The sequence below is a fragment of the Streptomyces sindenensis genome, assembly GCF_014649035.1.
In the GTDB taxonomy this organism is placed as follows: Bacteria; Actinomycetota; Actinomycetes; order Streptomycetales; family Streptomycetaceae; genus Streptomyces; species Streptomyces sindenensis.
Window position 1 is genome coordinate 76,233 of sequence record NZ_BMSG01000002.1, and the last position, 24,880, is coordinate 101,112.

At 72.6% G+C, this 24,880-nt stretch carries 25 protein-coding genes and 1 pseudogene; 13 read left to right on the top strand and 13 right to left on the bottom strand.

Features of this window, described 5'->3' with window-relative positions; genetic code table 11:
- Positions 1-41 precede the first annotated feature (41 nt).
- Positions 42-407, top strand: coding sequence for a PH domain-containing protein (locus IE145_RS03585; RefSeq protein WP_189518748.1), 366 nt, complete (start codon positions 42-44; stop codon positions 405-407).
- A gap of 22 nt (positions 408-429) precedes the next feature.
- Here the strand turns inward: IE145_RS03585 and IE145_RS03590 are convergent, their stop codons facing one another.
- A complete protein-coding gene (locus IE145_RS03590; RefSeq protein WP_189518750.1) occupies positions 430-1,200 on the bottom strand; it encodes a peptidoglycan recognition protein family protein in 771 nt (256 codons plus the stop codon).
- A 180-nt stretch (positions 1,201-1,380) separates the two neighbouring features.
- On the opposite strand from IE145_RS03590, the gene IE145_RS03595 reads away from it, so the two are divergent.
- Together IE145_RS03595 and IE145_RS03600 are read left to right on the top strand one after the other, a co-directional pair.
- Entirely contained in the window at positions 1,381-2,883 is a 1,503-nt protein-coding gene (locus IE145_RS03595) for an APC family permease (RefSeq protein WP_189518752.1), read from the top strand.
- A 1-nt stretch (position 2,884) separates the two neighbouring features.
- Positions 2,885-3,322: a universal stress protein gene (locus IE145_RS03600; RefSeq protein ID WP_189518754.1), complete on the top strand. Its 438-nt coding sequence runs from the start codon at positions 2,885-2,887 to the stop codon at positions 3,320-3,322.
- Between the two features lie 81 nt (positions 3,323-3,403).
- Here IE145_RS03600 and IE145_RS03605 read toward each other — a convergent pair whose 3' ends face one another.
- The gene (locus IE145_RS03605) at positions 3,404-4,633 is read right to left on the bottom strand and encodes a cation:proton antiporter (RefSeq protein ID WP_189518755.1); all 1,230 of its coding nucleotides are present in this window, start codon (positions 4,631-4,633) and stop codon (positions 3,404-3,406) included.
- A 61-nt stretch (positions 4,634-4,694) separates the two neighbouring features.
- Positions 4,695-6,215 (bottom strand): alpha/beta hydrolase, encoded by a 1,521-nt coding sequence (locus IE145_RS03610; RefSeq protein ID WP_189518756.1) that lies wholly within the window; start codon positions 6,213-6,215, stop codon positions 4,695-4,697.
- A gap of 271 nt (positions 6,216-6,486) precedes the next feature.
- On the opposite strand from IE145_RS03610, the gene IE145_RS03615 reads away from it, so the two are divergent.
- Positions 6,487-7,569: an acyltransferase family protein gene (locus tag IE145_RS03615; RefSeq protein WP_189518757.1), complete on the top strand. Its 1,083-nt coding sequence runs from the start codon at positions 6,487-6,489 to the stop codon at positions 7,567-7,569.
- A 32-nt stretch (positions 7,570-7,601) separates the two neighbouring features.
- On the opposite strand, the gene IE145_RS03620 is transcribed toward IE145_RS03615, so the two are convergent.
- The 4 genes from IE145_RS03620 to IE145_RS03635 form a co-directional block, all read right to left on the bottom strand.
- On the bottom strand, positions 7,602-7,805 hold the full coding sequence (locus IE145_RS03620; protein ID WP_189518758.1) for a hypothetical protein: 204 nt from the start codon (positions 7,803-7,805) through the stop codon (positions 7,602-7,604).
- A 79-nt stretch (positions 7,806-7,884) separates the two neighbouring features.
- Complete coding sequence (locus IE145_RS03625; protein WP_189518759.1) at positions 7,885-9,471, bottom strand: DEAD/DEAH box helicase; 1,587 nt, start codon at positions 9,469-9,471, stop codon at positions 7,885-7,887.
- Positions 9,472-9,661: 190 nt separating this feature from the next.
- Positions 9,662-9,865: a cold-shock protein gene (locus tag IE145_RS03630; RefSeq protein ID WP_006126182.1), complete on the bottom strand. Its 204-nt coding sequence runs from the start codon at positions 9,863-9,865 to the stop codon at positions 9,662-9,664.
- Between the two features lie 293 nt (positions 9,866-10,158).
- Positions 10,159-10,482 carry a MerR family transcriptional regulator gene (locus IE145_RS03635; RefSeq protein WP_189518760.1) on the bottom strand — a complete coding sequence of 108 codons (324 nt, stop codon included), beginning with the start codon at positions 10,480-10,482 and terminating at the stop codon, positions 10,159-10,161.
- A gap of 404 nt (positions 10,483-10,886) precedes the next feature.
- On the opposite strand from IE145_RS03635, the gene IE145_RS03640 reads away from it, so the two are divergent.
- From IE145_RS03640 to IE145_RS03655, 4 genes are all read left to right on the top strand, one after another.
- Complete coding sequence (locus IE145_RS03640; protein WP_189518761.1) at positions 10,887-11,444, top strand: hypothetical protein; 558 nt, start codon at positions 10,887-10,889, stop codon at positions 11,442-11,444.
- Positions 11,445-11,483: 39 nt separating this feature from the next.
- On the top strand, positions 11,484-12,071 hold the full coding sequence (locus IE145_RS03645; protein WP_189518762.1) for a toxin: 588 nt from the start codon (positions 11,484-11,486) through the stop codon (positions 12,069-12,071).
- Positions 12,072-12,149: 78 nt separating this feature from the next.
- Positions 12,150-13,418: an MAB_1171c family putative transporter gene (locus IE145_RS03650; protein ID WP_189518764.1), complete on the top strand. Its 1,269-nt coding sequence runs from the start codon at positions 12,150-12,152 to the stop codon at positions 13,416-13,418.
- Positions 13,415-14,044: a phosphatase PAP2 family protein gene (locus IE145_RS03655; protein ID WP_189518766.1), complete on the top strand. Its 630-nt coding sequence runs from the start codon at positions 13,415-13,417 to the stop codon at positions 14,042-14,044. The genes IE145_RS03650 and IE145_RS03655 overlap by 4 nt, the downstream gene beginning before the upstream one ends.
- Positions 14,045-14,052: 8 nt before the next feature.
- Here IE145_RS03655 and IE145_RS03660 read toward each other — a convergent pair whose 3' ends face one another.
- Complete coding sequence (locus IE145_RS03660) at positions 14,053-15,402, bottom strand: ParB/Srx family N-terminal domain-containing protein (RefSeq protein ID WP_189518768.1); 1,350 nt, start codon at positions 15,400-15,402, stop codon at positions 14,053-14,055.
- A gap of 217 nt (positions 15,403-15,619) precedes the next feature.
- Between IE145_RS03660 and IE145_RS03665 the strand changes: the two genes are divergently transcribed.
- Both IE145_RS03665 and IE145_RS03670 read left to right on the top strand, forming a co-directional pair.
- Complete coding sequence (locus IE145_RS03665; protein WP_189518770.1) at positions 15,620-15,868, top strand: hypothetical protein; 249 nt, start codon at positions 15,620-15,622, stop codon at positions 15,866-15,868.
- Positions 15,869-15,958: 90 nt separating this feature from the next.
- Positions 15,959-16,810 carry a GNAT family N-acetyltransferase gene (locus IE145_RS03670; RefSeq protein WP_189518772.1) on the top strand — a complete coding sequence of 284 codons (852 nt, stop codon included), beginning with the start codon at positions 15,959-15,961 and terminating at the stop codon, positions 16,808-16,810.
- Between the two features lie 39 nt (positions 16,811-16,849).
- Here IE145_RS03670 and IE145_RS03675 read toward each other — a convergent pair whose 3' ends face one another.
- On the bottom strand, positions 16,850-18,577 hold the full coding sequence (locus IE145_RS03675) for a SpoIIE family protein phosphatase (protein WP_189518774.1): 1,728 nt from the start codon (positions 18,575-18,577) through the stop codon (positions 16,850-16,852).
- A 90-nt stretch (positions 18,578-18,667) separates the two neighbouring features.
- A complete protein-coding gene (locus tag IE145_RS03680) occupies positions 18,668-19,417 on the bottom strand; it encodes an alpha/beta fold hydrolase (protein WP_189518776.1) in 750 nt (249 codons plus the stop codon).
- 164 nt (positions 19,418-19,581) lie between these two features.
- On the opposite strand from IE145_RS03680, the pseudogene IE145_RS03685 reads away from it, so the two are divergent.
- The 3 genes and pseudogenes from IE145_RS03685 (at position 19,582) to IE145_RS03695 (ending at position 22,292) form a co-directional block, all read left to right on the top strand.
- Positions 19,582-20,072: pseudogene (locus tag IE145_RS03685) on the top strand (peroxiredoxin).
- Between the two features lie 105 nt (positions 20,073-20,177).
- Complete coding sequence (locus IE145_RS03690) at positions 20,178-20,687, top strand: NfeD C-terminal domain-containing protein (protein WP_189518778.1); 510 nt, start codon at positions 20,178-20,180, stop codon at positions 20,685-20,687.
- Between the two features lie 141 nt (positions 20,688-20,828).
- Complete coding sequence (locus tag IE145_RS03695; protein ID WP_189518780.1) at positions 20,829-22,292, top strand: flotillin family protein; 1,464 nt, start codon at positions 20,829-20,831, stop codon at positions 22,290-22,292.
- A 93-nt stretch (positions 22,293-22,385) separates the two neighbouring features.
- Here the strand turns inward: IE145_RS03695 and IE145_RS34085 are convergent, their stop codons facing one another.
- Genes IE145_RS34085 through cbiE form a run of 3 tightly spaced genes read right to left on the bottom strand, consistent with a single transcriptional unit; the run spans position 22,386 to position 24,719 of the window.
- The gene (locus tag IE145_RS34085; RefSeq protein WP_444545671.1) at positions 22,386-22,661 is read right to left on the bottom strand and encodes an SCO4402 family protein; all 276 of its coding nucleotides are present in this window, start codon (positions 22,659-22,661) and stop codon (positions 22,386-22,388) included.
- Between the two features lie 34 nt (positions 22,662-22,695).
- Positions 22,696-23,445 carry a precorrin-4 C(11)-methyltransferase gene (cobM, locus tag IE145_RS03705; protein ID WP_189518782.1) on the bottom strand — a complete coding sequence of 250 codons (750 nt, stop codon included), beginning with the start codon at positions 23,443-23,445 and terminating at the stop codon, positions 22,696-22,698.
- Complete coding sequence (gene cbiE / locus IE145_RS03710) at positions 23,442-24,719, bottom strand: precorrin-6y C5,15-methyltransferase (decarboxylating) subunit CbiE (RefSeq protein ID WP_189518783.1); 1,278 nt, start codon at positions 24,717-24,719, stop codon at positions 23,442-23,444. The genes cobM and cbiE overlap by 4 nt, the downstream gene beginning before the upstream one ends.
- Positions 24,720-24,880: the final 161 nt, after the last annotated feature.

Below are 24,880 nucleotides of genomic sequence, written 5' to 3' on the forward strand. Positions count from 1 at the left end.
CGTACTTCCTACGACTACGGCAGAAGGAGAAACGGGGACCCATGGCACTGTTCGGCAACGCCCACACGATCAACCCGGCCACCGCCCAGCAGGACTACGCGAAGCTGCTCGGACAGGGCGAGCAGGTGCACGCCGCGTTCCTGCTGGTCCGCGACACGATCCTGTTCACGGACCGGCGGCTCATCCTCGTCGACAAGCAGGGCATCACCGGCAAGAAGACCGAGTACCACTCCGTTCCGTACCGCAGCATCACGCACTTCGCGGTCGAGACGGCCGGGACGTTCGACCTCGACGCCGAGCTGAAGATCTGGATCTCGGGCAACCAGACCCCGCTCCAGAAGACGTTCACCAAGGGCGTCGACATCTACGAGGTGCAGGCGATACTCACGCAGTTCGTCGCCCGCTAGCCAGGGCCTGACCGGGCGCGGCTCAGAGGGACGGGCGCAGCCGGGCCGCCGCCGAGTGGCCGGGGACGGTGGCGCGCAGCTTCGCGGCGCGCTCCCGCAGTTCGGGCAGCAGCGCGTAGAGCGCGTCGCCGGGGCAGCGGGTCTCGAAGCTGTCGCGGTGCCCGGAGACGACGTGCAGATGGGCCACCTGGCCCTCGTCGAAGCGGCTCTCGTCGTTCGTCGAGACCAGGTCGACGCTGCCCAGCGGATCCGTCCCGGGCCGCAGCTTCCAGGCGGCGAGCCGCACCAGCGCGTCCATCATCGGCTTCGGCACCTCGGCCCCCGGGCCGAAGTTCCCGATCGCCGCGATGCCGACCGTGTCGGCGTTGAAGCCCTTGGTGTGCGCGCCGAGCACCGAGCGGCCGACGCCGCCGGCCCGGCCCTCGTAGATGGTGCCGCAGCGGTCGACGAGGAAGTTGTAGCCGATGTCGTCCCAGCCGTCCTGCCGGATGTGGTCGCGCTGGACGGCCCGGATCAGCCCGGGGGCGTCCGCGCAGTCGTAGTCGTTGGGGTTTCCGGTGTGGTGCACGAAGACCGCCCGCGCCGCGCCCGTGTAGTGCGGCCCCTCCCGGACCAGCTCCTCGTCCGCGTGCCACTCCCGGCGGCTGACCATGGCCGGCTGCGGGAGGCCGCGCGGCGGGCGGGGCCCGGTGGCCAGCTCCGCCCCCGGCGCGCGGGACACCGGTCCGTCCCCGAACACCAGGAGGGCCAGGGGCAGGAGAAGAACACCCAGGACGAGTCGGCGGGACCACATGGACTCCACCCTGCGCCCCGGCCTCCGGGTTCGCAGAGGAGCGGGCCGTTCGGGTGACCGGCGCCGGGCCTCCGCAGCCCGGGCGCTCCACCCGGAATGCACGTTTCGCCGGGTCTTCTTACGCTGAGGTCCGGATCATCGCCCGCTCCCGGCGGGGGTGCCCGGCGGAGCGAGGAACCCATGGCCCACGACCGTGTGCGGGACGAACCGGATGCCGGCCTCAAGCCGAACGCGATCGGGTTCGTCGACGCCCTGGTCATCGGTCTGAACGCGACCTCTCCGGCGTACTCACTGGCCGCCGTCATCGGCCCGGTCGTCGCGCTGGTGGGGATCTACGCCCCGGGCGTCATGCTCGCCTCGTTCGTGCCGATGCTGCTGATCGCCTCCGCCTTCTACTACCTGAACAAGGTCGACCAGGACTGCGGTACGACGTTCTCCTGGGTGACCCGGGCGATGGGTCCGTGGGCGGGCTGGCTGGGCGGCTGGGCGATCACCATGACCGGCGTGCTGGTGGTGGGCTCGCTGGCCGATGTGGCGGTGAGCTTCACGCTGCTGGCGGTCGGTCTGGACGGCTGGGTCGAGAACGGCTTCGCGCGCCAGTTCCTCGCCGTGCTGCTGATCATCGTGATGACCGGCCTCTGCGTCATCGGCACCGAGCTCTCCGCCAAGGTGCAGAACGTCCTGATCCTCCTCCAGATCGCGTTCCTGCTGGTCTTCGTCGCGGTGGCGCTCTACCGGGTGTACGCGGGTACGACCGGCTTCGACTCGATCGAACCGTCCATCGGCTGGCTCGACCCGTTCGGCGCGGGCGGTGCCGCGCTGACCGGCGGGCTGCTGCTCGGGGTGTTCATCTACTGGGGCTGGGAGTCCGCGGTGAACCTCACCGAGGAGACCGAGGACTCGGCCAGCGCGCCCGGCAGGGCGGGCCTGTGGTCCACCGTCGTGCTCCTGGTGACCTACCTGTCGGTCGCCATCGCGGTCGTGGCCTTCGCGGGGACGGCGTTCCTGGCGGAGAACGCGGGCGAGGAGGAGTTCATCTTCGCCCGGCTCGCCGGGGACGTCCTGGGCGGCTGGGACTGGATCCTGCTGCTGGCGGTGGCCACCTCGGCGATCGCCTCCACCCAGACGACGATCATCCCGGCGTCCCGGACCGCCCTGTCCATGGCCCGCCGCCAGGCGCTGCCGCGGCACTTCGGGCACATCAGCCCCCGGTTCCGTACCCCGGACGTGAGCACGTGGTGGGTCGCGGGGATCGCCATCGCCTGGTACCTGACCGTCAACCGGATCTCCACCGACGCCCTCTTCGACTCGCTCACCGCCCTGTCCCTGCTGATCGCCTTCTACTACGCGCTCACCGGGGTGGCCTGCGCCGTCTACTACCGGCGCCACCTCACCGAGAGCCTGCGCGACTTCCTGCTCATCGGGCTCGGCCCGGTGGCCGGGGCCGGACTGCTGACCTGGCTCCTGGTGCGCTCGGTCATCGACATGTCCGACCCGGCCAACTCCTACAGCGGCACCTCCTGGTTCGGGCTCGGCCCTCCGCTCGTCATCGGCATCGCCATCGCCCTGGCCGGCGTCATCCTCATGGTGGTGTGGCGGCTGCGCGACGCGGTGTTCTGGCAGGAGCGGCCGGGGGTCGCGGACCCGGACCTGGTGCACGCCCCGACCCGGAAGGGGCCGTGAGATGTCGGTCGTCCTCGGTTACGACGAGTCCCCCGGCGCCGCCCGCGCCCTGCGCATCGCCATCGAGGTGGCGGCCGCGTACGGGGAGGAGCTGGTGATGGTCTACGGGGCCGCCGCCCCCGGACCGCGCGAGGGCGCGGAGTACCGCAGCCACTACGACGCGATCCGGCAGGCCGGGCGCACCGGTCTGGAGCACGCGCTCACGTCCGCCGAGGAGGCGGGCGTCCCCGCCTCGGTCGAGGTGCTGGACGAGAAACCCGCACAGGCCCTGCTGGACGCCGCCGAACGCCACGGGGCCCGGGTCATCGTGGTCGGCACCTGGGGCGAGAGCCCGATGCGCGGGGCCCTGCTGGGCTCGACCCCGCACAAGCTGCTGCACATGTCGACGGTCCCGGTGCTGTGCGTACCGACGGAGGAGGACCCGGAGCCGCCGGCCTAGGCTCTGACGTCAGACTGCCGTCTGCCGTGCGCCCTTCGGGCGGAGGACGCTCCGTTCGCTACCCGCCCTGGGCGAGCAGGTTCACCACGCCTCCCCGCTCTCCGCCGCCCGCCCGGGGGCGGCTTTGCCCCCGCCGCCGCTCTCCTGCCCTCGCAACAGCCGGAACGCCAGCAGCGGGAACACCAGCACCGACACCATCGCGGCGGCGACCAGAGCGGCTGCCTCCCCCGCGCCGATCGCCTTGTCGTCCAGGCCGATCGCGGTGATCGCCACCACCAGCGGCAGACACGTGGACGAGAAGAGCCCGAGCGCGGCCCGCGGGGCCCGCCCGGACAGGTCGCGCGGGGCCAGCAGATACGCCGGAACCCCGCGCACCAGCAGGAACAGCAGCAGGAAGACCGGCAGGAGCACCAGCGGCCGGCCGCCGTCCAGGAGCGCCGCGAGGTCGAAGTCGATGCCCGTGACGATGTAGAAGAACGGCACGAGGAAGCCGAAGCCCATCGCCTCGACCCGCTCCAGGATCGCGTCGCTGCGCTCGGGCACCGCCCCCTGGAGGACGAGCCGGGTCAGCATCCCCGCCGCGAACGCGCCGAGCAGGGTGTCCAGGCCGAAGACATGGGCGAGCCCCAGCATCCCGGCCAGCAGCAGCATCACGAAGCGCACGGCGAACTGGCCGCTGGAGTGCAGGGTGGCGGCGATGATCCCGGCGAACCACGGCGGCCTGGGCCGCATCGCCCAGAACACCGCGCCCGCCGTGACGACCGCGAACACGGCCAGCACCACGCTCGCCGCCCCCGGGCTGCGCCCGCTGAACAGCAGGGCCATCGCGATGATCGGCCCGAACTCCCCCACCGACCCGAAGGCCATCACCACCGACCCGAACCGCCCCTCAAGACGCCCCGAGTCCCGCAGGATCGGCAGGACGGCGCCCAGCGCGGTGCTGGTGAGCGCGGTGCCGATGACCAGGCTCTTCGACAGATCCGCCCCGCTCAGCAGCAGGGCGACGCCGAGCCCGGCGGCGAACGACAGCCCCCAGGCCCCACCGGCCCGGCGCAACGTGTCGCCGCGGACCTCGGCGAACCGGATCTCGTACCCCGCCAGGAAGATCAGCATCGAGAGCCCGAGGTCGGACAGGGTGTCGATGACCTGGTCGTGACGGGCCCAGCCGAGCACATCGGGCCCGACCAGGATCCCGAGCACGATCTCGAAGATGACGACGGGGACCGGCAGCCACCGCCCCGTCGCGTAACCGAGCAGCGGGGCGAGAACCGCCAGGGCCATGATCAGAACGAGGGTGCCCGGGTACTCCATCGCTCGTGTATAGCAAGGAACGCACCGAAATCGTCCGCTATGACACCCTTGGCGCAGCCGCTCAGTTCGGGCAATGGCTGTCCCGGGCGGGCCGCTTCCCGGTGACCAGGAACGCGCTGACGGTCCGGTCGCCGCAGGCGTTGCCGTTGCCCAGATACATCCCGTGCCCGCCCTGCCCGACGGTCACCATCCTCGCCCGGTCACCGAGCGCCGCCCGCATCCTCAGGGCCCCGGCCAGCGGAGTGGCCGGATCGCGCAGGCTCTGGACCATCAGGACGTTCGAGGGGCCCTCGTCGGTGATCCGGACGGGTTTCGGCTCCCGGTCGTACTTCCAGAAGGCGCACGGAGCGATGTTCGCGGGCAGTCCGGCTGTCAGCGGATACCGCGCGCGGTCGGCTGCGACACGGCCGGCGTACCCGGAGTCCGGCCCCGGCCAGCGCACGTCGTTGCAGATCACCGCCATCATCACCGACGCGTCCTCGTCCGGTATCGCGCCCGCGAGCCCCGGCGGCAACGCGGGTCGGCCCCGCGGGTCCTGTGCCGAACGGATCAGCCGGGCCAGCGGCGCGAACCCCGCATCGCTGTCGAGGCTGCTGTGGAGCGCCTGCCGCAGCAGGTTCCCGGTCAGCGGGACGCCGGGGACCTCCGACTCCCTCGGCTCACGGTCCAGCTCCCGGGCCAGGGCGAGGAACAGCGGCTCCACGTCCTCGGCCCGCCGGGCCAGCCGGAGCCCCTCCGCCTCCCGGGCGGGATCCGCCGCCCAGGCCGCGAAGTCGGGAAACCGGAGCGCGACCGCCGGACCCACGTTCGCCATCCAGCCGTAGCCCACCCGCGTCGGGTCCGGGTCGCCGGTGCTGTCCAGGACCAGCCGGTCGACGCGGTCCGGATGCTCCTGCGCGTACACCGCCGCGACGTAGCTGCCGTACGAATGCCCCCAGACCGACAGCTTCCGCTCGCCCAGCGCGGCGCGCAGCCGGTCGATGTCGCGGGCCTGGTTCCGCGAGCTGAAGGACCCCAGCACCGGGCCGCCGTTGCGGGCGCACGAGGCGGCGGTGCGGCGGGAGCGTTCGGTGTTCTCGGTGATCGAGCCGTCCGCCGCGGGCCAGGACCGCAGCGTCACCACGTGCCGGTCGGCCTCGGGGAGCGCGCAGTTGGCCCGGGTGGATCCGCCGACCCCGCGCGGATCGAGGCCGACCAGGTCGTAGGCGCCGTCGGTCGCCGCCCGCAGCGCCTCGCCCTTCTGCGCCACACGCCGGACCCCCGAGCCGCCGGGGCCGCCGGCGAGCACCAGCAGAGTGCCCCGCCGGGCCTCGGGCCGGTCCGTGCGCAGCTGGGTCACCGCGAGGTCGACGCCGGGCCCGCCGGGGACGCGGTAGTCCAGGGGGACGCGGAGCGTCGCGCACTGCTGCCCGGCAGGTACGGGCGTGCCCGGGACCGGCTCGCAGGGCCCCCAGGCGAGCGGAGGCACGATGGGTCCCGTCGGCCGGCCGTGTGCGACGGGGGCGCCGGCGGCGGTCAGCGTCCCGGCCACGGCGGCGGCGGAGACGGAGAGGAGTAAGGCTTTGCGGGTCCAGTTCGTCATGGACTCAGCCTGGCCGGTCGACGGCCCGCCGCCCATCCGGGAGCCCGGTGCCCGGAGGGTGGGGACACCCCCCGGCCGGCTCCCGGGGCGGGCCCCCGGGCCACACCCGTCACGCGTTCTCCCGCACAGGCGTGCCGGGCGGCGGCCGGAGCCTTCGAGGGCCGGGGCGGCCCGGCGGGCGCGCGTGACCCGATCCGGGTCCGGGCACCCGGGGCCGGTGATGCGGGACACAGTGGGTGGAGGGAACCCCACCGCGTTCTAGGGTGTCAGGATGCCTCTGCCCCTCACCTCCGAGCAGCCGCGTCCCGCCGCTGCCGGCGCCCCGGAGACCGGAAAGCCGCCTTCCGACGGCCGGGACCACTTCTTCGACAACGCGAAGTACCTGGCGATCGTGCTGGTCGCGATGGGACACGCGTGGGAGCCGCTGCCGTCGGGCCGTCTCGTGGAGACCGCGTACACCTTCGTCTACACGTTCCACATGCCCGTCTTCATCCTCATAGCGGGCTACTTCTCGCGGAACTTCGAGCTGCGGCCGGACCGGGTGTGGAAGCTGGTCACCAGCCTCCTGGCGCCCTACGTCCTCTTCGAGGTGCTCTACACGCTCTTCGAGCGGGTGGCCGACAAGCCCGACTTCCCCCTCTCGCCGCTGTCGCCCTACTGGCTGCTGTGGTTCCTGCCCGCCCTGTTCCTCTGGCGGCTGTCCACTCCCCTCTGGCAGTCCGTGCGATTCCCGGTACTGGTCTCCCTCGCCATCGCCGCCCTCGCGACGCTGTCACCGGCCGCCGACGGGTCCCTCCAGATCCAGCGCATCCTGCAGTTCCTGCCGTTCTACGTACTCGGCCTGCGGCTGCGCCCGGAACACTTCCAGCTGCTGCGCTCCACCTGGGTGCGGATCGTGTCGGTGCCGGTGTTCGCCGTCGGGCTGCTCGTGGCGTACTGGCTGGTGCCCCGGACGTCCACCGGGTGGTTCTACCGCAAGAACAGCACCGACCGGCTGGACATGGCCGAGTGGACCGGGCCGACCGTCACCGTGCTGCTGTTCGGGGCCGCGATCGTGCTGGGCGCCTGCTTCCTCGCCTGGGTGCCCAAGGGCAGGAGCTGGATGACCGCGCTCGGCACCTGCACGCTGTACGGGTATCTGCTCCACGGCTTCGTCGTACGCGGCCTGAAGTACGGCGGCTTCTACGACGACCCGTTCTTCGGCACCACGCTGGGCACGGTCACCGTCACCCTGGGCGCGATCGCCGTCATCACCCTGCTCTGCACGCCCCCGGTCCGGCGGCTGCTGCGCCCGCTGCTGGAACCGCGTATGGCGTGGGCCCGGCAGAAACCACCGGCCGCCAGGGCGTCCTGAGACGCACCGAACGGCCGGGGCGGGCGAGGGCCTCAGTGATCCACGACGACGGTCCGGCCGAGCACCGCGACGTGCTCCAGGACATCCTCCAGCGGATCGTCGATCTGGCCCGTGGAGATCAGGGCCACCTGCGGGCCGTTGTGGGAGTCGGTGTGCGTCTCGTCGGCGTGGGCGGCGGTGGCGGGCAGCATGGACGCCACCACCGTCACGCCTAACGCGGTCAGCTTCCTTTTCATGGCGCTGATTGAAGGGCTCGCCGACCCGTGGCTTCCGTGACGAAAAGTCACCCGCCGACGGCCACCGGGCCCTCAGGGGTCACGCCGCGCGGTTCTTCCGGCGCTGCGCCGCGGCCGCCCGCTCCTCGGGCGTCGGCACCCCGGGGCGGCCGCGCCGGGCCGGGGCCCCGCCGCCACGCCGGGTGCCGCGCCCCATGAAGGCGCCACCGCCACCGCCGCCCCGGCCGGAGCGCTCCTTGGGCGGGGCGGTGACGACGACCGGGACGCCGGAGGGCGCCTGCGCACCCGTGATCCGGCTGAGCTCGGCCTCGCCGGAGCGGACCTGGGTGACCTGCGGGGTGATCCCGGCGTCCGCCATCAGCCGGGTCATCTCCCGGCGCTGGTTCGGCAGCACCAGGGTGACGACGCTGCCGGACTCCCCCGCCCGGGCGGTACGGCCGCCGCGGTGCAGGTAGTCCTTGTGGTCGGTCGGCGGGTCCACGTTGACGACGAGGTCGAGGTTGTCGACGTGGATGCCGCGCGCCGCGACGTTGGTGGCGACCAGGACCGTGACGTGCCCGGTCTTGAACCGGTCCAGGGTGCGGGTGCGCTGCGGCTGGGACTTGCCGCCGTGCAGGGCCGCCGCCCGGACCCCGCTGTGCAGCAGGTGGTCGGTGAGCTTGTCCACGGCGTGCTTGGTGTCCAGGAACATGATCACGCGGCCGTCGCGGGCCGCGATCTCCGTCGTGGTGGCGTACTTGTCGGCGCCCTGGACGTACAGCACGTGGTGCTCCATCGTCGTGACCGCGCCGGCGGCCGGGTCGACGGAGTGCACGACCGGGTCCTTCAGGTACGTACGCACCAGCAGGTCGACGTTGCGGTCCAGGGTGGCCGAGAAAAGCATCCGCTGCCCGTCCGGGTTCACCTGGTCGAGCAGCTCGGTGACCTGCGGCATGAAGCCCATGTCGGCCATCTGGTCGGCCTCGTCGAGCACCGTGACGGCGACCCGGTCCAGCTTGCAGTCGCCGCGCTCGATGAGGTCCTTGAGGCGGCCCGGCGTGGCGACGACGACCTCGGCCCCGCCGCGCAGCGCGCTCGCCTGACGGCCGATGGACATGCCGCCGACCACGGTGGCGATGCGCAGCTTCAGCGACCGGGCGTACGGGGTGAGCGCGTCGGTGACCTGCTGGGCCAGCTCCCGGGTGGGGACGAGGACCAGGGCCAGGGGGCGCTTGGCGTCGGCGCGGCGGCCGGCCGTGCGGGCCAGCAGCGCGAGGCCGAAGGCGAGGGTCTTGCCGGAGCCGGTGCGGCCGCGGCCCAGGACGTCCCGGCCGGCCAGCGAGTTCGGCAGGGTGGCCGCCTGGATCGGGAAGGGCACGGTCACGCCCTCGGTGGCCAGCGCCTTCTTCAGCGGTGCGGGCATCTCCAGCTCGTCGAAGGTCTCGACGGCGGGGAGGGCCGGGGTCAGCGTCACCGGCAGGGCGAATTCGCCCTTGACGCCGGAGGCGGAACGGCGGCCGTAACCACCGGACCGGCCGGATCCGCCCGAGCCGCCGGACCGCCGGGGGCCGCCGCCGAAGCCCGCGGCCCGGCGCTCACCGCCGCCACCGCCCGAGTAGCGGGGGGCGCCGCCGGAACGCGTCCGGGAGAACCGGTCGTTCGAGCGGGGGGTGCGTTCGCGATTCATGCAGAACCTTTCCTCGATGGGCACGTATCGAGGGATTCTTTTTCGGGAAGCGACCGTGAACGGCACCCGGAATCGCAAGAACGAGCCGATGAAATGACAAAAGAAAACGGGCCCCGGGGCCCGGAAACGACAACGAGCCGGGGCCCGCACCCATGGTGCGGGCCCCAGCTGCGCCGTGCTGCCCGAGTGATCAGGCGGGGACGATGTTCTCGGCCTGCGGGCCCTTCTGGCCCTGCGTGACGTCGAAGCTCACCTTCTGGCCTTCCTGCAGCTCACGGAAGCCGCTGGAGGCGATGTTGCTGTAGTGGGCGAAGACGTCGGCGCCGCCGCCGTCCTGCTCGATGAAGCCGAAGCCCTTTTCCGAGTTGAACCACTTCACGGTGCCAGTAGCCATGTCATATCTCCTTCAAGAGGGGCAGAGCCCGCGGGTCCACACTGTGCGGACCCCACGTCGCCGCGATGATTACCCCGTCCGGAAGAACACAAGAACACCGGAAAGACAAAAGTGCGCCCGCTGACATCCGGTCGGCAGGAGCACTTGAAGTTTTTTGGGAACCACAACTGCAACTGAGATCAAGACTAGCACGATAGACCGGGAGAGGCAGTGCCTCATATCACCGGCCGTACGGGAACATAAAAAGCCTCATCGCACATTGCGCGAAATTCTGTGCTGTCGAATACAGATATTCAGCCGGAGCTGCCGCGCAGTTCCTCGTTGAGGCGCAGGGCCTCCTCGAGCTGGTCCTCCAGGATGACGATGCGGCAGGCGGCCTCGACGGGCGTGCCGGCGTCGACCAGCTCGCGGGCGCGGGCGGCGATGCGCAACTGGTAGCGGGAGTAGCGGCGATGGCCGCCCTCGGACCGCAGCGGGGTGATCAGACGGGCCTCGCCGATCGCCCGGAGGAACCCCGGCGTCGCACCGATCATCTCCGCGGCCCGCCCCATCGTGTAAGCGGGGTAATCGTCGTCGTCGAGCCGGTCGGTGGCGTGCGAGGGGGTCTTCGGGGGCATCTGCACCTCTTCCGTCACGCTCGCCCGGAGGAGCCGGGCGCCGTACGCCTGCGGGGTGCACCTCGGCCGCGTACCGCTGTTTCACGTGACTGCACAAGAAACCCTAATCGCCCCGCGAGGCCATGTCTATCGCGGCCGGAACAGATTCGGGTGGCCGCGGAGGGCAGGGCGAATCTGCCCTCACGGCCCTTCCTCGGATCACTGACCGACCGGTCAGTTGTCGTCAGGAGTACCGCGGGGCCATAATGCACGCGTAGCCCTTCACGCATCCCCCGTCGTGAAGGGCTACACCCCTGTCCGGAGCCGGTTCCGGGCGGCGCGGGGCGCAGGCTCGCCCACGGGCAAGGGACTCCCCTCGTGGTCCCCTGCCCGTGTTTTTTCGAGTTAACAGTGACGTAGAGTGTTTGCGCAAGCTCAGTTCCGACTCCGAGGTGATCGTGGAGGCCCGGATGGCCATGGACGACGGCGACGAACGCGGTCCGGAACCTGTTGGCACCCCCGGCCCGGACGAGCTGCCCCGCCTCGACTCGCTGCGGGAAAAGGTCGAGTACATGGTCGAGAAGACCTTCCCCGGCCGGAAGATCTCGGGCCGGGTCTTCGCCGAACTGGTCCGCGACCGCGGCGGCTCGCTGTCGCACAGCTACTTCTCCAACATCCTGGCCGGCAAGGTCACCCAGCCCTCCGAGGACATCCTCAAGGCCCTCGGGCTGGGGTTCGGCGTGGACTGGCGCTTCTTCAAGGAGGAGTCCGAGGTCGTCGACGACGTCGTCGCCGGGCTCCAGTTCCTGGCCAAGCGGCGCACCGGGGAGATCAGCGGAGTGGCCGGCCGGGGCCTGGACGACGACGGGCTCCCCCCGGAACTGCTGCGGTTCGCCCTGTCCCTGCTGGAGGACGCCGCCCGGGAGAAGGACGGCTCCGGGGGCGGCGGAGCGGGCGGAGCGGTGGGAGAGATTCCGCGGTGAGGCACCATCCCGCGGGCCCGGCAGCGTAGCGTCTTCGTCATGTCCCTGCGGAAACTGCGGAAAGAGTGCGAGGCCGGGCTCGCCGACCTTCCCCTCCCGGTTCCCTTCACGCTGGACGGGCTCGTCGCGAACATGGAGGCGGCCGGCGGGCGCACGATCCGGCTGCACGAGATGCCGGACCGCCTCGCCCGCGTCAACACCGCCTGCGGGCTGCGGCTGAAGGCGGGCCCCACCAGCCTCGTCCTCTACCGCCGCAGACCGACCGCGTACCAGACCCAGCACGTGATCCTGCACGAGCTGTGCCACGAGTGGTTCGACCACGGCACGACCCTCGACGCGGAGCAACTGCGCACGCTCCTCCCGGTCTTCGACACCTCGCTGATCGCCCGGATGATCTCCCCGGCCGCCGCCGAGTCCTTCGTCTCCGGCGGCGGCACCATCCAGGCCCGCGCCCAGTACGACACCCATGACGAACGCATGGCCGAATTCGGTGCCTCCCTGATCCCCCGGATGGCGCGGGACCTCACCACCGATGACATGGTGGGGCGGCTGGACAACTCCCTGTCCCGCCCGGTGGCCCACCGGCGGCGCGGTCTCTTCCCCCGACGACGGTCCGGCGATACCTGACACGTGCCACCGCGCTCCGCCCGAGGGCCCCGCCCCGCACCCCCGATTCCGCACCCCGACCCGAGGACGAACACCGCCGTGACCTCCCTCGACCTCGCCGGCTACCTCATAGCGGGCCTGATGACGGCCGTTGCCCTGTGGCGTATGCCCGCCGCCCTGTGGGGGGACGAGGAGGACCGCAGACGCCGGGCGCTGTGGGGCTGCTACGCCGGATTCGCCATCGCCCTGTGGACGAAGACCGAGGCCGTCCGCACCGGCCTCAACAACAGCGCCGTCACCGACCTCGCCGTCCTCATCAAGCACTACACCGCCACGGTGGCAATTCTGGCCATCCTCAGTTACATCGTGGCCATCTACGGCAGCTACCCCGAAGAGGGCGCGGCCCCCCGCCACGTACGGTTCGCGCGGCTCGTCCAGCGGCTGGCGGCCAAGGCCTCCGTCGCCACGCTGATCCTGCTGACCGTCCTGTTCTTCACCGTGGTCGACCGCTCCGAGCCCTCGGACCGCTTCGTCTCCGACCACGCCGGGGAGTGGGGCGCCACGCTCTACATGAGCGTCTTCTACCTCTACCTCGGGGCCGCGTCCGCCGTGTGCGCCTTCCAGTGGGCGCTGGCCACCCTCGACTCCCGCCGCCGCCATCTGCGCGTCGGGCTCGGCATGATGACGTTCGCGATGTTCATCGGCGTCGGCTACACCGTCAGCCGCACGCTCTTCCTGTGGATCAGCGTCGTCGACGAGCCCACCGAGGCGTTCGCCCTGCGCTTCGACCGGATCACCGAGGCCGCGCAACTGGTGCTGTTCGCCTTCTTCGCCCTCGGCGCCTCCGTCCCGGCGTTCGCGGCCGGGGCGCGCCGGGCCAGGCTGTGGCGGGCCCAGGTCAAACTGCACGCCCTCTGGTTCGAGCTGATGGCCGCGTTCCCGGAGCAGCCGTTCGACCCGCCCGCCTCGCTGGCCCGCGAGCTGACCCGGTTCAACGTCCCGGCCGACCTGCGGGTGGACCGCTGGGCCGCCGACATCGCGGACGCGGTGGAGAAGCTGCGCCACTACGCCCCCGAAGGGCTGCTCGCCACCGCCGAACAAACCGCCGCCGGGCCCCGGAGCCGCGAGGGCCTCGCCGACGCGTACTGGATCAGGGCCGCCCTCCTCGCGAAGGCCTCCGGCGCCCCGGCCGGCTCCGCCTCGCCGGTCGCCGCCCAGCAGGCCACGGACCAGGACGGCGAGGTGGCCCGGCTGGTCCGGGTGGCCGCCGCGTACCGCACGGTCGACGAGGACCGCGCCCGCGCGGTGCTCGCCGCCGCCACGGCCGGCCCGGCCGCACCGCCCCGGACGACGGAGAGGACCGCATGAGCACCACCGCCGACGACACCGCGGCCACGAACCCGGCCACGGCCGGCGCCACCGGCACGGCATCGGTGGCCCGGACCGTCACCGACGCCCTCCAGCCGCGCAACGTCCTGCTGGCGGGCATGCTCGGCATCGGCCTCGCGGCGGCGGGCGGCCACTGGACCGGGCTGCTCTGGGGCTTCCTCGGGGCGCTCTGCGCCGGGCTGATCCCGGCGGGGTACATCGAGTGGGAGCGCGGGCGCGGCACCTGGGGCGACCGCCATGTGGTGGACCGCACGAAGCGGGCGCCGATCTTCTTCGTGATCCTGGGCTCGATCGGCGCCGGCTCGGTGGTGATGGTGCTGGGGAACGCGCCGACCGGGATCCTCGTCGCGATGCTCGCGCTGTGGGTGATGACGGTCGGCCTGCTGGCCGTCAACACGGTGTGGAAGATCTCGGTCGACTCGGCGGTGGCCTCGGCGGCCATCTCGCTCCTCGCCGTCGTGCACTCCCCGTGGTGGACCGCCGCGTACGCGCTGACCGCGGCGGTCTGCTGGTCCCGGGTCGCCCTCGGCTACCACACCGTCGCCCAGACCCTCGCGGGCGCGGGCCTGGGGGCGGCGACGACGGTGGCGTACGTGTTCGCCTGAGGGGTTGTTCAGCGTGCGGCGTTGCCGGTGAGCACGACGGGCCCCGCGATGGTGTTCGCGGTGCAGCCCGGCCCGCCGATCCGTACGGGGCCGGTGCTGCGGCTCACCACGACGGGCCCGCCGACGCGCGAACCGCACAGGTGGACCTCCGTGGCCCGGTCGGCGTGGATCGGGCCGTCCACCGTGGAGCCGGTGACGACGAGGGCGGCCCCCGGGCGGACGACGACGGGCCCGCGCTGGGCGGCCCGTTGCAGACAGGTGACGCCGCCCGTCACGACCAGGGGACCGTTGCGCGGCCCGGTGACCGTGGTGGTGCAGGCGGGCAGCGGCAGGACGCGGGCCTTGTAGTCGAGGGCCTGGGCGAGCTTGCCCGGCTTGGGGTCGCTCAGCGGCCTGCCCAGCTTGGCGAACTCGCCGCCCGTCTCCTTCTTGCCGCCGTTCCACTCGTCGATCCGGCCGAGCCGGGCGGCGGTCTTCCCGTCGTCGACGACCGCGTCGGGGGCGAGCGCGGCCATCGACTTCGAGGCACGCTTCACCAGGTCGAGGTACGGGCCCGGGGCGGTCAGGTCGTACGCGCCCGTGTCGTGCTCGCCGCGCAGCCACGCCCCCCAGGAGAACTCCAGGAACTCCGTCGCCCCGTCCGGGACTTCGTAACCGATGTTCCGGGTGAAGTAGACGAGGCTGCGGTACGGGTCGTCACGGAAGTGCGTGATGCCGAGCCGGTCCGGAAGCTGTTCCACACCGAGCGGCCGGTTGTTCTCGTCGCGCAGCCACACCTTCTTCTCGGCGGTCATCCGCTGCCAGAAGGCGGCGGGAGACAGGGCGCTGAGGTTGTCGGTGACGCGGAGCCGGATACGCGTTCGGGGCGAGCCGTCGGGGCCCTCCAGGAAGGACGTCAGCGTGTGGTGCCCGTCGGTGAGGTACGGCTTCCCGCCGGGCCCGATCACGGCCGTCTTCATCTGCGCGATCGTCTCGGCGGTCTCCTGCCCGACCGGCACGGTGCAGGAGAAGCTCGACGGGTCGTCCAGCCGGGCGCCGGGGCCGGCCGAGGCCGCCTCCTCCTGGCCGTTGGTCTCGCACCAGTCGTCGAAGCGCTTGTTGACGTCGCCCGCCGCCTCGTCGCGGTCGCTGCCGTACCGGCCGAGCTTGTAGAAGACCTGGTCGAAGCCGAGTACCGCCTGGGTGGGGTGCAGTTCGCCGAGCGTGACGTCGATCAGGTCGCCCGGCTGCGCGCAGGTGCGGGGCAGCGGCCCGCCCCCGGCGCACGGATCGGCCGCCGCCGCTCCGGTGCCCGCCCCGGCCACGACCGTGCCCGCCGCCAGCACCCCGGCCAGCAGCAGCGCCTGCGCTCTGTTCATGAACGTCCCCTCCCGCGACATGGTCTTCCGCGGGGACCATCGCAAGGCCCGGCGACCCCCGTACGGACGTGAGGTGAACGCGGGACGGCGCCGGAGTGCCGCGCCGGGACCTCCCGTGTCGGGCGCCCCCGTTTGCGGGGGTGGCGGGCACCCGGTTACGTGGACGGGGAGGGCGCGCCCGCGAACGGACGGGCCCCACCGGCTGGAGGTGTCCCCGATGGCGAAGAACCGTTCCGCGAGGCCCGCCAAGGGCCTGCGCGGCAGCAAGGCCGGGCTCGTCCTGAGCCTGGGCAGCAGCGCGCTCGCGGTCATCAGGGCGTCCAAGCAGGTCCGCCGGGCCAAGGGCACGCACGACAAGCTCAACACCGCCGACGCGGTGGCGGGGGTGCTGCCGCTGATCACCTCGGCCGCCCTCGTCCTGCGGCAGCTGCGCGGCCGGAAGCGGGAGACCCCGGAGGCCGCCTGAGCGGGCCCCTCCTCGGCAGCCCGCCCGAAAGGCCGGAAATCACCCTGCTCCCGGCCACTGAACGGTGCCCGGCCGGGGTACGAAGGTGCCGTGCCGAACCCATTCGAGATCACCGTCGCCCGCGCCGAGGACATCGTGACGCTGGGCGCGTGGGCCCACGAGGAGGGCTGGAACCCCGGCCTGCACGACGGCGGGGTGTTCTTCGCGACCGACCCCGGCGGCTTCCTGTTCGGCCGGCTCGACGGCGAGCCGGTCACCTGCGTCTCCGTCGTCCGCCACGGCAGCGCCTACGGCTTCCTCGGCTTCTATCTGACCCGCCCCCACCTGCGCGGACAGGGATACGGGCTGCGGACCTGGCAGGCCGGCACGGCGCGCCTCGCCGGCCGCACGGTCGGCCTCGACGGGGTGCCCGCCCAGCAGGACAACTACCGCCGCTCCGGCTTCCGCACCTGCTGGAGCAACGCCCGGTACGAGGGCACGCCCCCGCCGGACGTCGCGCCGCCGCCGGGCACCACCCTGATCGACGCCCGGAGCGTGCCGTTCGACCTGCTCGCCTCCTACGACCGGCGGTACTTCCCGGCCGCCCGTGACACCTTTCTGGCCGCCTGGATCACCGCCCCCGGCCGCACCGCCCTCGCGGCGGTCCGGGACGGGGAGCTCCAGGGCCTCGGGGTGCTGCGGGCCTGCCGTGCGGCCTCCCGGATCGGCCCGCTGTACGCCGCCTCCCCGGCCGTGGCGGCGTCCCTGGTCAGCGCGCTGGCGGCGACCGCACCGGACACCGCCGTCGCCATCGACGTACCCGACGTCAACCCGGCGGCGGTACGGCTGGCCGGGGAGCTGGGCCTGACCCCGTCGTTCGACACGGCGCGCATGTACAGCGGCCCGGAACCGGCCGTCGACCGGACGGGCCTGTACGGCATCACCAGCCTGGAACTGGGCTGAAGCCGGGGCCCGGGGCAGGGGAGAGGGAAACGGCGGCCGTCACTCCGCCGGTGTCGGCCGCACCACCGGCGGCCCCTCGCGGACCCGGGACGCGAGGACGGCGATGTCGTCCTCCGCGTCCTCGCCGAACCGGTCCAGAACCTGGTCCAGCAGGTCCTCCAGGCGTCCGCCCGGCGGCATGGTCAGCGACGCGAGCCGCTGCACGGAGACGTCGATGTCCTCGCCCCGCCGCTCCACCAGACCGTCGGTGTACATGAACAGCACCGTCCCGGGCCCGCAGGGGACGGAGGCCGTCCGGTACCCGCCGAACCCGGTGCCGAGCGGCGGCCCCACCGGCACCGGCACCACCCGGGCCGCGGCGCCCGGGTCGATGAAGACCGGGGGCAGATGGCCCGCGCTGGCCACCTCGCACACCCCGCCGAATCGGTCGACGACGGCGAGCAGACAGGTCGCCGCCCGGTCCAGGCCGGACCGCTCCACCATGGTGTCGAGCTGCTCCAGGATCCGGTGCGGCGGCAGGTCCTCCTGCGCCAGCAGCCGCAGCAGCGAGCGGTACTGACTCATCGCGACGGCCGCCTCCACGCCGTGCCCCATCACGTCGCCCATCGCCTTGAGGTGCCGGCCGTCCTTCAGCGGTACGACGTCGAACCAGTCCCCGCCGACCAGGACGCCCTCGTCGGCGGGGCGGTAGCGGGTGGCGATCTCGACGTGCGGGCGCGGCCCCCAGGGCTCGGAGAGCAGGGAGCGCTGGAGTTCGCGGGCGATGCTGTGCTCGTGGTCGTAGCGGCGCGCGTGGTCGAGGTCGATGGCCGCCCGGAAGGCGAGCTCGCGGGCGACGGCCACGTCCTGGTCGCCGAAGGCGGGGGAGCCCTCCGTCCGGACCAGGCTGAGCGTGCCGAGCGGCCGGCTCCGGGCGGTGAGCGGGACGACGAGCGCATGGCGCAGTCCGAGCGACCGGGAGGCGGCGATCCGGTCGGCGGTGCGGGCGCTGCGTCCGCGCCGGTCGTTCTCCCAGTCGTCGATGACCGGCTCGTTCCGCGTCAGGCAGCGGGTCACCGCCGAGTCCGCGGCGAAGTCGATGTACTCGCCGGGGTGGCCGAACCGCTGCACCTGCGCGTCGAGTTCGCCGTGGCCCCGCAGCGCGGCCCGCCGCAGTCGTGCGACATCGGGGGCCGGACGGCGTACGGCGTGCCCCACCTCGGCCGGGAACACGTCGACCACCGCGACGTCGGCGAAGTCGGGCACCACGAAGTCGGCCAGCTCCCGGCAGGTGGTGTCCATGTCGAGCGTGGTGCCGATCCGGAGGGCGGCGGTGGAGAGCAGGGCGACATGGCCGCGGGCCTGCTTCAGCTCCTCCCGCTGCCGGGCGATGTCGGTGATCTCGACGATGATCGCCATCAGCCCGCAGCCCTCCTCCTCCGCGTCGAGCCGGTGGTAGGTGGCCCGCCAGAGCTGCTGCTCCTCCTCGGTCGGGGCCCAGGTCCGCCCGCTGACCGTCACCTCCCGGGGCGTGCCGTCGGTCAGCACGTCGCGCAGGGCGGCGGCCTGGCCGTGCAGCCCGGGCAGCACCTGGGAGAAGGTCCGCCCGATGTGGGCGGCGGCAGAGAGTCCGTTGAGCCGTTCGAGGGCGGGGTTGACGTAGGTGTAGCGGAGTTCGTGGTCGAGCACCGCGACGGCGGCGGGATGGCCGTCGAACAGGGCCGCGACCGTCTTCGGGTCGAAGAACGAGGGCATGCCGTCGTCGCACGTCTCGGCCTGCAAGAGCATGCCTCCCACCGCTCGTCGGCTCCCGGGCCTCCATCGTCGGGTGCGCCTTCCCGTACCGCATCCGCAGGACGGCGGGCGGGTCCCTCCGGGTCAGTACGCCCGGGAGCGCGTCCGGGCCCGGAACCGCCCGGGATCCGGCCCCGGACCGGGGCCCAGATCGAGGTCCAGATCGAGGGTGCCCTCGGTGGCCCCGGCGGTGGGCGGCAGGGCGAGGGCCGCACCGACCGGGCCCGGCAGACTGCCGGAACCCAGCAGCCCGATGACCAGCCCGGTGGCGAGCCGGTGCCAGGCAGGGGCCCGGCGGAGCATGGCGTGGTCGCCGCCCCGGACGGTGACCATGCACGTACGGGCTCCGGCGCGACGGGCCCGGGCGGTGAGGGACCGGGTGGCCCGGGGACTGGTCAGCCGGTCCCGGTCGCTGTGCACGAGGACGACGTCACGGCCCGCGAGCTGGGCGACCGGGTCCTCCGCCGGGCACCAGGGGGCGAGCCCGACGACGGCCCGCACGAGGGGGTGCCCGGCGGCGCGGAGGGCGGCGCGCGCCCCCATGGAGTGGCCCAGGAGCACCACCGGCAGGTCGTCGCCCGCTTCCTCCCGCAGCGCGTCGAGGGCGGTCACGGCGTCGTGGTGCGGGTCCGCGCGGTCGCCGTTCCAGCCCCGGTGGGCGTACCGCACCGGCGTCACGAGCACGTTCCCTCCGGCGGCCCGGCCGACGGCCCGGACGAAGGGGCGCATCCGGGTGCCGGGCAGATTGAGGAGCCCCGGCGGCGGAGGCTCCGTACCGGTCTCGCGCCCTCCGTGCAGCACGAGAACCGCTGCCGACGGCGATCGCTGGGCCACGCGTACCTCCAGGTCCGGGTGCGGGGCGCGGTGCGGCCCCTCTCCCCGTATTCGGCGCCGCGGCCGCTCCGGATGGGTGAAGTGCCGTCCACTGTACGGTCACGGCCACGGAACCATCCGCGCCGTCCGCGGCATCCCCCTCTACGACACCGAAGGAGCCCACCATGGCATCAGGACCTCAACTCGGCAGCTTGGCACGGACTTCAGCCTCCCCGGCGGAGCCCTGTCCGCCTCGGGCGACACCTTCGAACGCTCCGGCTACCGGCTGTCGTCCGCCCGCGGCCGGTCCGTGGTCCTGGCGTTCTATCCGGGGGACAACACCACGGTCTGCACGAAGCAGCTGTGCTCGTACTCCTCGGGCATGGAGGCCTTCGAGGGCCTGGACGCCGACGTCTGGGGAATCAGTCCACAGGGTGTGGACAGCCACGAGTCGTTCGCGCGGGCCTTCGGCCTGCGGATGCCGCTGCTGGCCGACGAGGGCCGGGAGATCGCCAAGGCGTACGGGGTCTCCGCCCCGGGCATCGGAGTGCGACGGGCGGTCTTCCTCGTCGGCCCGGACGGGGTCCTGCGCTGGAAGCACGTGGCGTTGCTCGGGGCGACCTTCCAGTCACTCGACACCCTCACGAACCGTCTGTCCGGCATCAAAGGCGCATAAAGATTGCCGGATCCCGGCAGTGACCGATCCCAGGCGTGTATGGGATCATCCAGCCAGATCGACGGAAAACACTCGGGGGAAGTCGACGAACAGGGGAGTGATCGCGTGACCTTCTTTCTCGGTCTCGGCATTGCGGGGATCGTGTTGCTCGCGCTCTCCCTGATCTTCGGCGGGGTCCTCGAAGGCCTCTTCGACGGTGTGGTGGACGGCCTCTTCGACGGGCTGCTCTCGCTCCCGGTGATCGCCGGATTCATCTCGATGCTCGGCTTCGGCGGAGCGATCGTGCTCGGCTCGACCGGCGCGGGAACGTTCGTGGCCACCGTCGTCGGCGTCGGTGCCGGCCTGGTGGCGGGCTGGCTGACCTGGAAACTCAGCAAGGCCCTGATGCGCGACCAGACGCACGCCACGCCGCGCGACTCCGACCTGGTCGGCACCTCGGGTTCCGTGGTCACGGCCATTCCGGCCGGGGGTTACGGCGAGGTGCTGCTGCGGCTGGGCGACCAGCCCGTGAAGTACGCGGCCAAGTCGGCGACGCCCGTGGCGCGCGGGACCGAGATCTGGGTGGAAGAGGCGCTGTCGACCACATCGGTCGCGGTACGCCCCGTGGAGCGCTGACCACGCTCCACAGGCAGACCCGCCCCACCCGCCCGACCGTCCGACGCGGGCTCCACCGCACCCCACCGCGATCAACTCCACAGCACGGCCCGCTCCACAACGATCTGCCGTCCCCCAAGGGAGGCAGGGGGGACAAACCTCATGAGTCCAGTAGTCATCGCCGTCATCGGCATCGTCGTACTCCTCGTTCTGCTCGGCCTCGTCGTCATCACGCGCTACAAGGTGGCCGGCCCCAGCGAGGCGTTCATCATCACCGGCCGCCGCGGCAAGAAGTCGACGGACCCGGTCACCGGACGTATCAGCATCGACAACAGCGGCCAGAAGGTCGTCGTGGGCGGCGGCGTCTTCGTCGTGCCGTTCGTCCAGCAGAAGTTCACCCTGGACCTGTCCAGCCGGCACATCCCGGTCGCCGTCCGCGGCGCGGTGACGCTGCGCGGCGTCAAGTCGAACCTCGAAGGCGTCGCGATCGTCAAGGTCGGCGGCAGCGAGGACGCGATCCGGGCCGCGGCCCAGCGCTTCCTCCAGCAGCAGGACGGCATCGTCGGCTTCACCCAGGAAGTGCTCTCCGGCGCGCTGCGCGCGATCGTCGGCCGGATGTCGGTCGAGGACATCATCCGGGACCGGGCCGCGTTCGCCGGCCAGGTCGCGGAGGAGGCCGAGGCCAGCCTCTCCGGCCAGGGCCTGATCCTGGACGCCTTCCAGATCCAGGACATCACCACCGAGGGCTCCTACCTGGAGGACCTCGGCCGCCCGGAGGCCGCCCGCGCCAAGCAGGAGGCGGACATCGCCGAGGCCATCGCGAAGCGGGCCTCGGAGCAGGCCCGGCTGAAGGCGGCCGAGGAGATCGCCATCGCCGAGCGGACGTACTACCTGAAGCAGGCCGAGATCAAGGCCGAGACGGAAGCCGCGGCCGCCAAGGCCAACGCCGCCGGTCCGCTCGCCGAAGCCGCCCGCCAGCAGGAAGTCCTCAGCGAGCAGGAGAAGGTGGCCGAGCGCCAGGCGGCCCTGACCGACCGCGAGCTGGACACGAAGGTCCGTAAGCCCGCCGACGCGGCCCGCTACCAGGCCGAGCAGGAGGCGGAGGCCCGCCGCATCGCCCTGGTCAAGGAGGCCGAGGCCGACGCGGAGCGCTCGCGCCTGACCGGTGAGGGTGAGAAGCTGCACCGTTCGGCCCTGGCCGACGCGGTCCGCATCGAGGGCGAGGCGGAGGCCGCGTCCATCGCCGCCAAGGGTTCGGCCGAGGCCGAGGCCATGCAGAAGAAGGCCGACGCGTTCGCGCAGTACGGCGACGCGGCCGTCCTCCAGATGCTGGTGGAGGTCCTCCCGAGCGTCGTGGCGAAGGCCTCGGAGCCGCTGAGCGCCATCGACAAGATGACGGTCATCTCCACGGACGGTGCGAGCCAGCTGGCCCGCACGGTCACCGACAACGTCTCGCAGGGCATGGAACTGCTCAGCTCGACGACGGGCGTGGACCTCGCGTCCCTCCTGGAGAACCTGAAGAACCGGACGACGACGGTCCCGGCCCCGGCCACCACGCCGGACGCGTCCGCGTCCGATTCCGCTTCCGCTTCTGCGGCGAACGGCGAGATCGAGATCAAGGGCTGACGCGCAGCACGAAGCGCACAACGGTGCCCGGGAGCCACAGTGTGGCCCCGGGCACACCCTTGTACGCCGGAACTCTCCACTGCCACCGTCGGCTCACGCCTCGGCGGCACCCCGCGCCTCATCCAGCGCAAGGATCTCGCCGAGGTCGTTGGCGACCATGACCTGCGCCGGCCTCCCGGCCACGGCCACCACGTCCCCCCCCCACCCCTCGACGCGCAGTATCTCCGCGTCGGAATCCCCCGGAGCCTGATCCTCGGCAACGGCCAGCGCTCGGTCCAGCTCCCGGAGGAGAACAGCCTCTTCCTCACTGCGCAGACCGGTCCCGAGATAGTGCTCGGGATGCTCGGCGTCGCAGAAGTCGTCGAACAGCGTGTGCCGCGTACGCCGTCCTCGCCCGCCCCCGTCAGCACACGTGCCGGTCCCGCTCCGGGGAGTACAGGTGGCTGTCCCGGAACTGCTCCGCGCCCAGCGTGCGGCCCACCATGATGACCGCCGTCCGGATCACCCCCGCCGCCTTCACCTGCCCGGCGATCGAGTCCAGGGTGCCGCGCAGGATGATCTCGTCCGGGCGGGACGCCATCGCCACCACCGCCGCCGGGCAGTCCGCCCCGTAGTGCGGGAGCAGTTCGCCGACCACGCGGTCCACGTACCGCGCCGCCAGGTGCAGCACGATCAGCGCGCCGCTGCGGCCCAGCGTCGCCAGGTCCTCGCCCTCCGGCATCGCCGTGGCGCGCTGGGCGACGCGGGTCAGGATCACCGTCTGGCCGACCGTCGGGACCGTCAGCTCGCGGTTCAGGGCGGCAGCGGCGGCGGCGAACGCGGGCACGCCGGGGACGACCTCGTACGGCACCCCCGCCTCGTCCAGGCGCTTCATCTGCTCGTTCACCGCGCTGAACACCGACGGGTCCCCCGAATGCAGCCGTGCCACGTCGTTGCCCTCCGCGTGCGCCCGGACCAGCTCCTCCGTGATCCGGTCGATGTCGAGGTCCGCCGTATCGATCAGACGGGCTTCCTCCGGGCACTCGGCCAGCAGCTCCACCGGGACCAGGCTGCCCGCGTACAGGCAGACCGGGCTGGCGGCGAGGATCCGGGCGCCGCGCACCGTGATCAGGTCGGCGGCGCCGGGGCCCGCGCCGATGAAGTACACGGTCATCGTCTGTCTCCCATGTGCGAACGTACGTCTGAAGATGAGGGTTTGGTCACCGACCACTGTGTCACCGGCATCGCCTGCCGCCACCCCGTGAACCCGCCGACCGGTACGGCGTGCGCGACCGACAGCCGCACCAGCTCTCCGCCGTACGCCTTGTGCCGTTCGGCCAGCAGCGCCTCCGACTCCAGCGTCACCGTGTTCGCGACCAGCCGGCCCCCCGGCCGCAGCGCCTCCCAGCACGCGTCCAGCAGGCCCGGCGCGGTCAGCCCGCCGCCGATGAACACCGCGTCGGGCGCGTCGAGTCCGGCCAGAGTCGCGGGCGCCGGGCCGGTGACGACCCGCAGGCCGGGGACGCCCAGGCGTTCCGCGTTACGGGTGATCCGCTCGGCCCGCACCGGATCCCGCTCCACGCTCACCGCCCGGCAGGACCGGTGCGCCCGCAGCCACTCGATCGCGATCGAGCCCGATCCGCCGCCCACGTCCCACAGCAACTCCCCCGGCGCGGGCGCCAGCGTGCCCAGGGTGGCGGCCCGGATATGCCGCTTGGTGAGCTGGCCGTCGTGCTCGTACGCCTCGTCCGGCAGACCGGGCACCGTGCCGAGCCGCAGTGCCCCCGCCGACGCCCGGCACTCGATCGCGACGACGTTCAGCCGGTCCCCGGGCCCGTGCGCCCAGGCCTCCGCGACGCCCTCGACGTGCTCCTCGTCCTCACCGCCCAGCTGCTCCAGCACCCGCAGCCTGCTCGGCCCGAAGCCCCGGTCCGTCAGCAGCGCCGCGACCGTGGCCGGGGTGCCGGCGTCCGCGCTCAGCACGAGCAGCCGCCGGCCCTCGTACAGCGAGGCGGCCAGGCGCGCCGCCGGGCGGCCCACCAGCGTCACGACCTCCGTGTCCTCCAGCGGCCAGCCCAGGCGCGCGCAGGCGTACGAGACCGAGGACGGGTGCGGCAGCACGCGCAGCCCCTCCGGCCCCCGCTCCTCCGCGAGCGCCCGCCCGATCCCGTAGAACATCGGGTCCCCGCTCGCCAGCACCGCGATCCGGTGCTCCCCGTGCTCGGCCAGCAGCCGGGGTACGGCCGGCCGCAGCGGGGACGGCCAGGCCACCCGCGCCCCGGCGCACTCCGGCGGCAGCAGATCCAGCTGGCGCGCCCCGCCGATCAGCACCTCCGCCCCGCACAGCGCCTCCCGCGCCGGCGCGGACAGCCCGGCCCAGCCGTCCGCGCCGATCCCCACGACGGCGACGGGGTACGGAAGCGGGGCCGGGGAGGGCGATGGGGGCACGGGCCGGGACCTCGTCAGGTGGGGAGGGGAAACGAAGGGCAACAAAACGAAGGGCAACGAGCGGAAACGAAGCGCAGCCGAACTTTACTGAACGCCCCGTTCCGCCCACCCCGCCGGGTGAACGCCACCCCGCCGGGTAAATCCGGGAAAACTTCGCGCGT